14 protein-coding genes are annotated in these 11,748 nt (G+C 59.5%); 4 read left to right on the top strand and 10 right to left on the bottom strand.

What is annotated here, in order from left to right:
- Positions 1-13: 13 nt before the first annotated feature.
- Positions 14-721 carry a peptide-methionine (S)-S-oxide reductase MsrA gene (msrA, locus tag HB680_RS11050; RefSeq protein ID WP_213938502.1) on the top strand — a complete coding sequence of 236 codons (708 nt, stop codon included), beginning with the start codon at positions 14-16 and terminating at the stop codon, positions 719-721.
- Here msrA and HB680_RS11045 read toward each other — a convergent pair.
- From HB680_RS11045 to HB680_RS11030, 4 genes are all read right to left on the bottom strand, one after another.
- Positions 716-1,198 (bottom strand): GNAT family N-acetyltransferase, encoded by a 483-nt coding sequence (locus tag HB680_RS11045; protein ID WP_213938500.1) that lies wholly within the window; start codon positions 1,196-1,198, stop codon positions 716-718. The genes msrA and HB680_RS11045 overlap by 6 nt on opposite strands.
- A gap of 42 nt (positions 1,199-1,240) precedes the next feature.
- Complete coding sequence (locus HB680_RS11040; protein WP_213938499.1) at positions 1,241-1,645, bottom strand: GNAT family N-acetyltransferase; 405 nt, start codon at positions 1,643-1,645, stop codon at positions 1,241-1,243.
- Positions 1,642-2,655 (bottom strand): sensor domain-containing diguanylate cyclase, encoded by a 1,014-nt coding sequence (locus HB680_RS11035; RefSeq protein WP_213938497.1) that lies wholly within the window; start codon positions 2,653-2,655, stop codon positions 1,642-1,644. The genes HB680_RS11040 and HB680_RS11035 overlap by 4 nt, the downstream gene beginning before the upstream one ends.
- A gap of 75 nt (positions 2,656-2,730) precedes the next feature.
- Positions 2,731-3,636: a LysR family transcriptional regulator gene (locus tag HB680_RS11030; RefSeq protein ID WP_213938489.1), complete on the bottom strand. Its 906-nt coding sequence runs from the start codon at positions 3,634-3,636 to the stop codon at positions 2,731-2,733.
- 102 nt (positions 3,637-3,738) lie between these two features.
- Here HB680_RS11030 and HB680_RS11025 point away from each other — a divergent pair, with 102 nt between their 5' ends.
- Entirely contained in the window at positions 3,739-4,914 is a 1,176-nt protein-coding gene (locus tag HB680_RS11025; RefSeq protein ID WP_213938487.1) for an aspartate aminotransferase family protein, read from the top strand.
- A gap of 46 nt (positions 4,915-4,960) precedes the next feature.
- Here the strand turns inward: HB680_RS11025 and HB680_RS11020 are convergent, their stop codons facing one another.
- The 5 genes from HB680_RS11020 to HB680_RS11000 form a co-directional block, all read right to left on the bottom strand.
- Positions 4,961-5,545: a VTT domain-containing protein gene (locus HB680_RS11020; protein ID WP_213938486.1), complete on the bottom strand. Its 585-nt coding sequence runs from the start codon at positions 5,543-5,545 to the stop codon at positions 4,961-4,963.
- Positions 5,530-5,955 (bottom strand): VOC family protein, encoded by a 426-nt coding sequence (locus HB680_RS11015; RefSeq protein WP_213938485.1) that lies wholly within the window; start codon positions 5,953-5,955, stop codon positions 5,530-5,532. Before HB680_RS11015 ends, HB680_RS11020 begins: the two co-directional genes overlap by 16 nt.
- 148 nt (positions 5,956-6,103) lie before the next feature.
- Entirely contained in the window at positions 6,104-8,020 is a 1,917-nt protein-coding gene (locus HB680_RS11010) for an alkaline phosphatase D family protein (RefSeq protein ID WP_213938484.1), read from the bottom strand.
- Positions 8,021-8,080: 60 nt separating this feature from the next.
- A complete protein-coding gene (locus HB680_RS11005) occupies positions 8,081-8,332 on the bottom strand; it encodes a hypothetical protein (RefSeq protein ID WP_213938483.1) in 252 nt (83 codons plus the stop codon).
- Positions 8,322-9,113, bottom strand: a complete 792-nt coding sequence (locus HB680_RS11000; RefSeq protein WP_213938482.1) for a VacJ family lipoprotein — start codon at positions 9,111-9,113, stop codon at positions 8,322-8,324. Before HB680_RS11000 ends, HB680_RS11005 begins: the two co-directional genes overlap by 11 nt.
- Positions 9,114-9,279: 166 nt before the next feature.
- Here HB680_RS11000 and HB680_RS10995 point away from each other — a divergent pair, with 166 nt between their 5' ends.
- Positions 9,280-9,990, top strand: coding sequence for a response regulator (locus HB680_RS10995; protein ID WP_213938481.1), 711 nt, complete (start codon positions 9,280-9,282; stop codon positions 9,988-9,990).
- On the top strand, positions 9,987-11,330 hold the full coding sequence (locus tag HB680_RS10990; protein ID WP_213938479.1) for an ATP-binding protein: 1,344 nt from the start codon (positions 9,987-9,989) through the stop codon (positions 11,328-11,330). The genes HB680_RS10995 and HB680_RS10990 overlap by 4 nt, the downstream gene beginning before the upstream one ends.
- Before the next feature lie 20 nt (positions 11,331-11,350).
- Here HB680_RS10990 and HB680_RS10985 read toward each other — a convergent pair whose 3' ends face one another.
- Positions 11,351-11,527, bottom strand: coding sequence for a hypothetical protein (locus HB680_RS10985; protein ID WP_213938478.1), 177 nt, complete (start codon positions 11,525-11,527; stop codon positions 11,351-11,353).
- Positions 11,528-11,748: the final 221 nt, after the last annotated feature.

The following is an 11,748-nucleotide window of genomic DNA, read 5'->3' as shown; positions in this document are numbered from 1 at the left end:
AGGAGTCAGCCCCATGAAAACTTTATTTACCTGGCGCCGTACCTTGCTGGGCCTGGCGGCGGCCAGCGTTATCGGCCAATGTTCGGCGTTTTCCTTCGGCGCTGCTGAAGATGCCGTGGTCATCCCTCCACCGACCATCGACGAAACCACCCAGGCCCACAGTGAAACGGCGGTCTTCGCGGGCGGTTGTTTCTGGGGCGTCCAGGGTGTGTTCCAGCACGTCAAAGGCGTGAAGAAAGCCGTTTCCGGTTATGCCGGGGGCGCGGCCAATACGGCTGAATACGAGAAAGTCAGCGATGGCGATACCGGGCATGCGGAATCCGTCGAAGTCACCTTCGACCCCACCCAGGTCAGCTATGGCACCCTGCTGCAAATCTACTTCTCGGTGGCTCACAACCCCACGGAACTCAACCGCCAGGGGCCTGACAGCGGCACTCAGTATCGCTCGGCGATCTTCCCGGAAAATCAGGAACAACAACGCGTCGCCCAGGCCTACATCGCCCAACTCGACGCCGCGCATTTGTTCAACAAACCCATCGTCACCAAACTGGAAACCTACAACGGCTTCTACCCGGCCGAGGACTATCACCAGGACTTCCTGACCGAGCACCCGACGTACCCGTACATCGTGATCAACGATATGCCGAAGGTGGCGCAGTTGAAGCAGTTGTATCCGGATCGGTATCAGGAGAAGGCGGTGTTGGTGAAGGCAGGTTTATAGGCGCTTGCCCATTTCAAAGGCGCGCATTTCATAACCCAGCTCCTCATACAGGCGAAGTGCTGGTGCGTTGAACGCCCAAACAGTGAGCCGAAGGTCCGTGGCGCCCTGTTCGATGGCCCAGGCTTGAGCACGCTCCATCAATGCTCGTCCAACGCCTTGACCCCGAGCACTGTCGTCAACACAGACCGATCCTACCCGGCCCACCTGTTGATGCTGAACCAGCGGACTGTTGAACGAAGTGACTTGCACGGTGATGAATCCAATCACCTTGCCAGCCTGTTCGGCAAGAAAGGTCACCTGATGTTCGCTGTCGAGGTACGGCTGCCAGTGGCCGCTGTCCCGCGCGAAGTCTTCGGTGGCTGGCGCATAAATGTCCGGACGTTCGCGGTGATGGAGGCTGTTGAGTTGTTGGCCCAATTCGCAAATGGCGAGTAGATCGTCCGGTGTGGCCCGGCGATACACGGGGGTGGTAGTCATTGGCTTTCCTTAGCGCTTGTTTTTCAATGAATGCTCACCGGGCTACCCGCCACGCGAGCGCTCCATGGCAATGGTGGACGTCTCAAAACCCAGGTTGGAGAAAAACCCCGAAGCACCTTCCCGACCTGCACGTAAAACCCACGTGATGTCGGAGTTATTTCCCATCACATGCGATACCAGCGCACGGCCTACACCTTCACGGCGATGCTGCTCACTCACGACCACCATCGACAGATATCCGTTGGACAACCCATCGGTGATGCCCCGAGCAAACCCGACGATCTGCTCATCCTTTACGGCAACCGCCGTGCGTTGGGAATTGGCAACCAACTGTGCGAAATGCTCTGCTGATCCGGTGCGATGGCCCCAGCCGTTCTGCCCCAGAAACAGCCTCACGGATTCAACTTCCGAAGGCTTCACATCACGGATCTCCAAGACTGTACTCATCCCGAAATCACATTCTTGCCCATCACTTTCGAGCGATACAGCGCCTGATCGGCCCTGGCCAGCAGGCCGGTTTGTTGTTCCTCTTCAAAGCGCTGGACCACGCCAAAGCTCATGGTCACTTGAAAGTCGCCCACCGGCAGCAGATTCGTCAGGCCATGGCGGATTTTTTCCGCGATTTCCCGGGCATCGGCCAGCGGGGTACTGGGCAGGATCAGGATGAATTCATCACCACCCCAGCGAGACAGCAAGTCACCGTCACGCACACAGCTTTTCAGGCAGTCGACCACTTGCACCAACGCCGCATCACCCAGCGCGTGGCCGTAGTGATCGTTGATGGTCTTGAAGTCGTCGATGTCCATGGCAATCAGCGACAACGGATGGCGGAAACGTTGGGCGCGATCGCATTCCTGGGGCAGGGCTTTTTCCAGGCGATAGCGATTGGCGACCGAGGTCAGGGCATCGGTTTCGGCCAGTTTGCGGTTTTCTTCGAGTTGGATTTGCAGCTGTTGATTGACCCGGGACAGCTCCCGGGTGCGTTCTTCGACAAGGGCTTCGAGGGAATGATTGCGCCGCTCCAGTTCTTCGAGCAGGCGCTTCTTGTCTTCGATGCTGCGGTGCGCCCCAACCATCCGCGCCACCGAGCCATCGGCATTGCGCGCCAGGATATAGCCGCGATCTTCGATCCAGGTGTAAGTGCCATCCTGTCGGCGGCAGCGATACTCGGCCTGATAGCCGGGCGCACGCTGATTCAGATAGTCATCGAACAACGCCATGACCCGAGAATAATCGTCGGGATGCATCACGGTTTCCCAGGTCAGCACCGTGTTGTCCAGAGAGTGCGGCGTGTAGCCGAGCATCTCGTACCACCCGGGGTTGCGGTAGACGAAGCCGGTGTTGGCATTCCAGTCCCAAATGCCGTCGCTGACCAGTTCCATAATGGTGTGCAGCATGTCTTCGTTGAAGTCCGACAGATTGAACTTCAACGGATCGATATCCGTTGCGTCGCCCATCACCGCTCTCCTTGCCGCCCCTATATCGATGTGACTCGCCCGTGGAGCAGATTAGTCCATGGGGCATTGGCGCGGCTAGTGCTTGCCCCACATCTGCACGGCGAAGTCGACGAAGCTACGCAGTTTCGGCAAACGGTAGCGATCCTGGGTATACACCAGGTTCATCGGCCGGCTCGGCAGTTGGTAATCCTGCATCAGGGCCACGAGTTTCCCGTCTGCGAGGTCTTGTTCCACCAGCGCATCGGGCACCATCACGATGCCCATGCCGGTGCGTGCCGCTTGATGCAAACCCGCCGAACTGTTGATCAGCATCGGACCGCTGACCGCGACCATCACTTCGCCTTCAGGGCCGGTCAGGCGCCATTGTTTCTCCACTGAGCGCCAGTCATCGCCTTCCGGGTAAGCGAAGGCCAGGCAGTCGTGGTGTTGCAGATCTTCGGGTTTCTGCGGGGTGCCCCGGCGCGCCAGGTATGCCTTCGAGGCGCACATCGTCAGCGTGTAATCGATGAGTGGGCGGGCAATCAGGTTGGAAGGCTCGATAGCGCCCAAGCGAATCGCCGTATCGAAACCGTTCTCCAACAGGTCCGGACGGCCGTTGGTGAGCACGACGTCCAATTTGACCCGTGGACAGCGTAACGAGAATTCGCTGAGTGCTGGCGCCAGCCGTTCTGTACCGAAGGTCAGCGGCGCGGTGATGCGCAACGTGCCACTTGGTTCATCGAGTGCCTGCTCGGCCAGGCGCTCAGAGTCTTCCACCAGCCCCAGCACTTCGAGGCAGCGCTGGTAATACGCGGTGCCAAATTCGGTCAGGCGCTGGCGCCGTGTTGTGCGGTTGAGCAAACGCACACCGAGACGTTGCTCCAGGGCGCGCAAGTGATTGCCGACCATGGTCGTGGACATTTCGCACTGCAACGCGGCGGCGGTCATGCTGCCGGTTTCCACCACGCGAACGTAAACGGTCATTGCCTGAAACAAATCCATTATCAAGCTCAACTTTTAAATGATTGAAGTATTGCAGCGTTTATCCAGCTCTGGTGGCTAACCATACTGCAAAAACAACAACCCTTGCTGGAGCTTGATGCCATGACCGCCACCTGCCTGATGAGCACTTACCAACCTTTGGCCCTGAGCTTTAGCAAAGGCCTGGGCACACGCCTGTGGGACCAGGCCGGTCGAGAATATCTGGATGCAGTGGCGGGCGTAGCAGTGACCAATGTCGGCCACTCTCATCCTAAAATCGTGACGGCCATCAGCGAACAGGCCGGGTTGCTGTTGCACACGTCGAATCTCTACAGCATCGATTGGCAACAGCAACTGGCGCAAAAACTGACCCGGCTCTCGGGCATGGACCGGGCGTTTTTCAACAACTCCGGCGCCGAAGCCAACGAGACGGCGCTGAAACTCGCACGGCTTTACGGCTGGCACAAAGGCATCGAGCAACCGCTGGTGGTGGTCATGGAAAACGCCTTTCATGGCCGCACTCTTGGCACTTTGTCCGCCAGCGACGGCCCGGCGGTGCGCCTGGGTTTCAATGAGCTGCCGGGGGATTTCGTCAAAGTACCGTTCGGCGACCTTAAGGCGCTGGACAAGGTGCAGCAGGCCCACGGCCCGAGAATCGTGGCGATCCTGATGGAGCCGATCCAGGGCGAAAGCGGCGTGCAACTGGCGCCGCCCGGTTACCTCAAGGCTGTGCGCGAACTGTGCAACCGGCGCTCGTGGCTGCTGATGCTCGATGAAATCCAGACCGGCATCGGCCGCACCGGCCAGTGGTTCGCGTTCCAGCACGAAGGCATCGTCCCGGACGTCATGACCCTGGCCAAAGGCTTGGGCAACGGCGTCCCCATCGGCGCCTGCCTGGCCCGGGGCCGCGCCGCCGACCTGTTCACCCCCGGCAGCCATGGCAGCACCTTCGGTGGTAACCCATTGGCCTGCCGGGTCGGCTGCACCGTGCTGGACATCATCGAAGAACAAGGCCTGCTGTCAAACGCCCGGCTGCAAGGCGAACGCCTGCTCGCCAGATTGCGCGCCGAACTGGCTGACGATCCGAACGTCATGGCGATTCGCGGCCAAGGCCTGATGATCGGCATCGAACTCAAACAACCGATCCGCGACCTGACCCTGATCGCCGCCCGGGATCACGGCCTGCTGATCAACGTGACGCGGGGCAACACCATTCGTTTGCTGCCGCCGCTGACCATTGATGAGCGGGAAGTGGAGATGATTGTCAGAGGGGTTTGCCGGGCGCTAAGCGCAGCTTGACCAACACCATCCCCCGTAGGAGTGGGGTCAGATTATTGATATCAATTCACCCAACATGACGCGCTTTCTGTTTCACCCGCCAATGCCGAACCAACGCAATCACCACCGCCAACACCAAAACCCCCAGCGCAATCGGCAAACGATAGGGTTTCAAATTCCCCAACATCGTTTCCAGCGCCTGGCCGACCCAATACCCGGCGCTGGCGAACACCGTGGCCCAGACCACCGCGCCCAGCGCATTCAACAGCGTAAACCGCAGCGGCGACAAACCGCTGGCCCCAATCACCATTGGCCCGACCAGGCGCATGCCATACAGAAAGCGCACGGCAAACACCGAGGTCGACGGGTAACGCGCGATCAACTCCGTCACACGATCGATCGCCGCTTGTTGTCGATGCAGGCGCGGCAACAGCCGTCCACCAAAATAACGTCCGCTCCAGAACAGCAACTGATCGCCCAGCATCCCGCCCAGGCTGGCCCAGCCAATCACCGGCCACAGGTGCAGCAGGTGCTGATGAGCCGCCATCCCGCCCAGAATCAGGATGGTTTCGCCCTCCAGCAAACAGCCGAAGAACACCGCCCAATAGCCGTAAGTGCCGAGCAGGTAGTTGAGATCTATGTGTTCAAACACGGCCGCTCCCCCAGACTTTCCACTAAGCGGACCAGATAGCCGTCCGGATCCTGTACCAGAAATTCCCGTTGGCCGACTTCCACCGCGTCCGCGCGATACCAGACATCGGCGCAAGGGCGGAACAACGGCCACTGAACTTCGGCCAGTCGCTGGAGAATGGGTTCAACTGAATCGACGGTTATCTGAAAGTTGATGCCACGACCCAGCGGTGCTTCCAACGGGCCGGTCAGCCATTGGCCTTCGGCTGGGTCGTATTGTTCAAGCATGAACTGGATGCCCTGTCGATCGAGGTAGGCAAAACCGGGGCGTTCATAAACGATGTTGAAACCGATCAGCGACGTCCAGAAGTGCAGGCTTTTTTGAAGGTCGGTGACCATTAATTCGGGGACTGACTTGCTCCGTGCAAACATGATTCATCCTTGGTAAACGAATTCGGCGCAGATCCAAAGTGGGAGCGGGCTCGCTCGCGAAGGCTGCTTTACATCCAATACATCTGTTGACTGTTGTACCGCTTTCGCGAGCAAGCCCGCTCCCCCAATGGATTTGCACCATGCCACTTTAGCGAGTCGACGACGACTCAGGCGCAACCATTCGCGTACGCGGCGAGCCATCGGCGTTGTGCTGATAAATCTCCCGCGGCTGGCCCTTGTCATTAAACAGCACTTGCCCTATCCCCGCCGAATTCCATAACCGCTCGCCCGCTTCCGCATGTTCGGGAATGTGCGGGACGATACGCATGCGTCGGCGTTTGGTCAGCCAGTTCAGCGGCGAACGGGGCGAGTAGAGCCAGCGGTTGAGCCGATCAAACCATTCGAGCAGGGCCCGGGGAAATTCATTCTTGATGCCGCTGCTGGTGATTTGCCAGATGCGCGGACCGGCCTTGCGGTGTCGGATCAATACCTCGTAGACGAAGGAATAATGCACATCACCCGACAGCACCACGTAGTTACCCGGTGTGCGCGAGTGTCGGAAAATGTTCAGGATGACTTGGGCCGCGCCGCGATGGGCCATCCAGTTTTCGGCGTCCACCAGCAGTGGATAACCGCACCAGCTGAACACGCGTTGCACGGTTTCGATCAGCTTGACGCCAAAGATCGGCGCCGGTGAAACGATGATTGCCGACGGGTGATCCAGCAACTCCTGTTGCAACTCGCTGAGGGCTTCCCAGTCCAGCAGGCCCGAGGGTTGCTTGAGGTTCATCTCGCTGCGCCAGCGTCGGGTGCGGGTGTCGAGCACCACCAGGGCAGGGGTGGTTGGCAAGACGTAATGCCAGTTCTGGAAGCTCAGCAATTCGTCGATCAAGTCGTCCTGGATCGTGCTGTCGAGATAACGCTCAGTGGCGCTCAACAAACGGGTTTTCTCCAGTACACCGCCGAACGCATCCGGATTATTGCCCCAACCCTGGCACAGCAGATAGGCGAGCAGCGCGTTGCCGATGATGCGTTTGGAGAACGGATGCCCGTAGGCCGTTTCCTCCCATTGCGCGGAAAGATTCCAGTCATCGGTAATATCGTGGTCGTCGAAAATCATCAGGCACGGCAAGTGTGCCATCGCCCGGCCAACGCCGCCCAGCTCGGACTTGAAGTGATCGATGCGCGTCTGCTCCAGGGCATAACGTTCGCTTCGTTCGGGCGTCAGTGCGGGCGATTGTGGCGAGATCAAGGTCCAGGCGGTCGGCGACCAGACCAGCAGATACATGGCAATGACTTCAGCGAAAGTCACCAAATGATTGTCGGCACTGCTGCTGGTGAAAATCGGCTTACGGGCGCCGCCGAAAAATCGCTCGCGCAGGGTTTCATTGCTCTCAAGCGCCGGTAACAAATCCGCACGATGGTAGTAACTGGCCGGGTGTTCGTAGAGCTTGGCGCTGTCACTGACCACCGCGCCTTCGAGGTGCTCATCAAACAACCCCAACCGTTGGATCAAGGCATGGATCGCCCGCAGCATCGGCCCGGCGACATCGTCGGCGTAGACCTGATCGCCGCTCATCATCAACAGGGCCGGGCGTTCTGTCGCTTCGTGTTTCGTTGCCAACAAGCGGTCGACACACAGCAAACCGTCAGCCGCCGGATGATGCGGTTTACGGCAGGATCCGTGCAGCAGTTGATCAATTTTTGAGCGCAGGACGAAGTTTGGAGATTGGGCCTCGCCGTAGAGCAGATGCGGTGCCCAATCGGCGATGCCCGCGTCGTCGATCAGCAGGTTGTACTCAATCAACGTGTCCCAGGGCAGGGCTGCGGCCAACGGCACATCGATCAAGTGAATAAAGGCCTGGGTGCCGACGGGGATGACCGTGCACATCGTGGCATCCAGAGAAATGTCCGTCATGCCTTGTAGCCGCAACGTCAGCGACAACGCCCGGGATCCTACAAGCCACATCACCAGTCGTGTGGGCTCCAGACGCCGCAACAACGGCCCGACCAGCACCGGGGGCAGGGATTGGTGATCGTCAGGCAGTGGCAAAGGCATGGACATCCGGGTTCTGGCTACAAAGATGCGCGGGATGATAGCGCAGTGGATGTCAATGAATTGCAACTAGCCGTCCGACTTCATGACGCCGCGCTCCCCATTCGCCACCAACCACCGAAACAAATCACTCACCGACACCGTATGACTACGCTCCATCCACCGTACCAGCGCCGGGCCGTAATGTTCGGTGTAACGACTGAGCACCAACTCACGACAATCCGCCGACAAGCGCAATGTAATTTCCCGGCAGTGCAAATTGGCCGAGTCGTTTTGAGTCACCCGCTGCTGCAAAATCAGACTTTTGCCTTCAGAACCCATCCGCCGGCGCTCCTGTGCATTGAGATTGGGTGGTTTGCGGCGAGCCTTGTTTGCCTTCCGCCACGTAGGCCGCACGATGCTCGGCCACCACGTTGCGCAACGCGCTGTAATAGTCCGGCAGTTTTTGCAGGCTGTCGGTCAGCGGTAAGACTTCTGCGCGACCATCGACGATGCCGCCGACGGTGTTGATGGTTTTGAGCGTGTCCACGGTGTCGCTGTTGCTGCCGAACGGGTCGACCACAAAACTCAGCACGCGCCCGGCGGCGTCGCGGCTGTTGGAGGTGCCGAACAGCGGCAGTTCGACGATCGGGCCGTTGCCGATGCCCCACACGCCGAAGGTCTGGCCGAAGTCGGCGTCGTGGCGCGGGATGCCGACCTTGCCGGAGACGTCGATCAAACCCACCACGCCGACGGTGGTGTTAAGCGCGAAACGTCCCAGGGTATTGACCGAGCGCATCGGGTTGCCTTGCAGCAGGTCATTGATAAAGACCTTGGGCTCGCCGAAGTTGGCCACGAAGTTATGCACACCCGATTGGAAAAAATCCGGCAGGTAGCGATAGCCGCGTGCGACCGGGGCCAGGGCATAGTCGTCGAGCACCCGGTTGAAGGCGAAGACGCCGCGGTTGAGCGGTTCCGCCGGGTCGTACACCGAATAGCCGATTTCGGCGCAGGTCACGCTCGGGTTGGACGGCGGCTGGCTGCTGCAACCCGCCAACCCGGCGGCCAGCACGGCAATCGAGGTATTACGGGCCAGCCAGGGAGCACATTTGAAAGGCGACATGGACGCAAGTCTCGGGAGGAATTCGCCGAGATGCTGAGCCCCAAGCCTTGCGCAAAGATGTCTGGTTTATTGCGCCGCCGACGTTTTATTGCACGATTGAAATATATGACGGGCCGGCGCGAATGGTTTTAGATGGCGGTTCCATTCGGCCCTTAAGTGACCTTCGGTGAACAGCCTGTTAATTGTGGACGACGACCTTGAGGTCCTCGATCTGCTGAAAAAATTCTTCGTGCAACACGGTTACAGCGTCGAGGTCGCCACCGACGGCGCATCGCTGTGGTCGGCCATTGAGCGGCAGGCGCCGGACCTGATCATTCTCGATGTGATGCTGCCGGGCGACAGTGGGTTGATCCTGTGCCAGCAACTGCGAATTCGCCACGCCATCCCGATCATCATGTTGACCGCCATGGGTGAGCTCAGTGATCGAGTAGTCGGGCTCGAACTGGGCGCCGATGATTATTTGACCAAACCGTTCGACGCCCGCGAACTGCTGGCCAGGGTTCGCGCCGTGCTGCGTCGGGTGGACGAGCGCCGCCCGGTGTCCCAGGAACGGCCACGCCCGCTGATCGACTTCGCCGAATGGCACCTGGATGTCACGCGCCGGGAACTGCGCTCGCCGGACAACGTGATGATCCCGCTGTCGGCCGGCGAGTTTGATTTGCTGTTGGTCTTCGTCGAACACCCGCAACGGATTCTGACCCGCGAGCAATTGCTGGACCTGGCGCGGGGGCATAGTCATGAGGCATTTGATCGCAGCATCGACGTTCAGGTCAGTCGTCTGCGGCGCAAACTCGAATCCGACACCAAACGCCCGGCGATGATTCGCACCGTGCGCAATGGCGGCTATTTGTTCACTCCCAGCGTGACGCGGCGATGAACTGGCTAAAGCGAAGTTGGCCGCAAGACACGGTCGCGCGTTGGATCGCGTTGACGATCATCCTGGCCATGCTGATTTCCCTGGCCCTTAACGGCTTGTTTATCCAACTGGCCGGCGTGTGGGCACGTCCGCCGCTAACCGAGACCGGGTTGCTGGAAAAAATAGCGGCCATCACCCGCGTCATTGAAGCCGCGCCGGCGCCACTGCGCAGCCAATTGGCCCATGCCGTCAGCGACAAAGGCTTCACCGCCAGTTGGCACCTGGATCGGCGCGAACTGAATCTGCCTACAGTGGATGACCCCATTTCTCACACCAGCATGGCGATCCTGCAACCGCTGTTTAAATCCGCAGACCGGCGAATCGAGGCCTATGAACCGTCCGACTGGACGGACCCGATGGACGCGCATTACGCGCTAGTGGTCGAACTGCCGGACGCGTCGTGGCTGATGTTCTCCGCGCCGTCGCGCAGTTGGGGCCTCGACGAAGCGCCACGCTATTCAATCGTCATTCTGCTGGTGCTGATCTCCACGGCGCTGGTCGCACTGATCGCCACCCGCCGCCTCGCCACACCCTTGCAGCACTTCGCCGAGGGCGCCCGGCGCTTCGGCAGCGACTTCCGCGCGCCACCGATCAAACCCCTCGGCCCCCACGAAATCCGCCAGGCGATTCTTGCGTTCAATGCGATGCAGGCCCAGTTGCAGCACTTCATCCGTGACCGCACGCAAATGCTCGCCGCCATCTCCCACGACCTGCGCGCACCCCTGACGCGGATGCGCTTGCGCGGTGAATTCATTGAAGACACCGAGCAACAGCAACGGCTGTTTCGTGACGTGGATGAGATGCAGGCGATGATCAACTCGGCGCTGGAATTCTTCCGCGACGATGCCCGACTGGAACCGGCCACCCAATTTGATCTGGCGGAACTGCTGCAAACCTTGCTGGATGATTACCGTGATCAGCACATCGATATTGCGTTCAGTGGACCGCTGCGGCTGGTGTATTTCGGTCGGCCGCTGGGTCTTAAACGGGTGATCACCAACTTGCTGGATAACGCGATCAAGTATGGAAGTGAGCCTGCGATTGAGTTGGTCGCCGGCGATGGACAGGTGCGGATCAACGTACTGGATCGTGGCCCAGGCATTGCGCAGGCCAGTCTTGAGCAGGTATTTGTGCCGTTCTTCCGCATGGAAGGATCGCGCAATAAAAGCACAGGAGGTGTGGGTTTGGGGTTATCGGCGGCGCGGGCGATTGTGCTGGAACACGGCGGCGAGCTGACACTGCGCAATCGGTCGAAAGGCGGGTTGGAGGCGCGGGTGATGTTGCCGGTGCAAGCGGGGTAGGGCCTGCACCGGCCCGGTGTTTAGTGCATCGGGACCAGAGACAACGTAATGGACAACAGCACAAGCCCGACAATGAACCCGGAAACGGCCCCGGCAATGTTGCCGAAAATCTTCCCCCAGGTGCCGCGATTGATCACCACCCAGCGCCACATGAATCCCCAGGCCGCCGCAAATATCACAAAGCGTAGAAACTCCATCCGATCCCTTCCTTGCCCGCCGTTAACTTGAAATCGCGCCCGACTGTTGCATGAGCGCTGACAATGGACGGCACGATATCAAAATAGTCGGACTGCGCCACTGCTTGGGCGCATAGAGACAAGCCCAACAAGGGAATTAAGTAGCCTTTTGTTTCATGTCCGTTATCGTGACGGGAAATTTAACGGGCGTCGGGGTTTCGTGACTCAACGTGAGTTTCAAT

The organism is Pseudomonas sp. dw_612, from assembly GCF_018449725.1.
Taxonomy (GTDB): domain Bacteria; phylum Pseudomonadota; class Gammaproteobacteria; order Pseudomonadales; family Pseudomonadaceae; genus Aquipseudomonas.
Note: the sequence above shows the minus strand (reverse complement) of the source record. Positions and strands in the feature narration are given on the sequence as shown.

Excerpts from the sequence above, each read along its gene's own strand:
- msrA (WP_213938502.1), top strand. The coding sequence starts at position 14 with ATGAAAACTTTATTTACCTGGCGCCGTACCTTGCTGGGCCTGGCGGCG.
- HB680_RS11045 (WP_213938500.1), bottom strand. The coding sequence starts at position 1,198 with ATGACTACCACCCCCGTGTATCGCCGGGCCACACCGGACGATCTACTC.
- HB680_RS11040 (WP_213938499.1), bottom strand. The coding sequence starts at position 1,645 with ATGAGTACAGTCTTGGAGATCCGTGATGTGAAGCCTTCGGAAGTTGAA.
- HB680_RS11035 (WP_213938497.1), bottom strand. The coding sequence starts at position 2,655 with ATGGGCGACGCAACGGATATCGATCCGTTGAAGTTCAATCTGTCGGAC.
- HB680_RS11030 (WP_213938489.1), bottom strand. The coding sequence starts at position 3,636 with ATGGATTTGTTTCAGGCAATGACCGTTTACGTTCGCGTGGTGGAAACC.
- HB680_RS11025 (WP_213938487.1), top strand. The coding sequence starts at position 3,739 with ATGACCGCCACCTGCCTGATGAGCACTTACCAACCTTTGGCCCTGAGC.
- HB680_RS11015 (WP_213938485.1), bottom strand. The coding sequence starts at position 5,955 with ATGTTTGCACGGAGCAAGTCAGTCCCCGAATTAATGGTCACCGACCTT.
- HB680_RS11010 (WP_213938484.1), bottom strand. The coding sequence starts at position 8,020 with ATGTCCATGCCTTTGCCACTGCCTGACGATCACCAATCCCTGCCCCCG.
- HB680_RS11005 (WP_213938483.1), bottom strand. The coding sequence starts at position 8,332 with ATGGGTTCTGAAGGCAAAAGTCTGATTTTGCAGCAGCGGGTGACTCAA.
- HB680_RS11000 (WP_213938482.1), bottom strand. The coding sequence starts at position 9,113 with ATGTCGCCTTTCAAATGTGCTCCCTGGCTGGCCCGTAATACCTCGATT.
- HB680_RS10990 (WP_213938479.1), top strand. The coding sequence starts at position 9,987 with ATGAACTGGCTAAAGCGAAGTTGGCCGCAAGACACGGTCGCGCGTTGG.
- HB680_RS10985 (WP_213938478.1), bottom strand. The coding sequence starts at position 11,527 with ATGGAGTTTCTACGCTTTGTGATATTTGCGGCGGCCTGGGGATTCATG.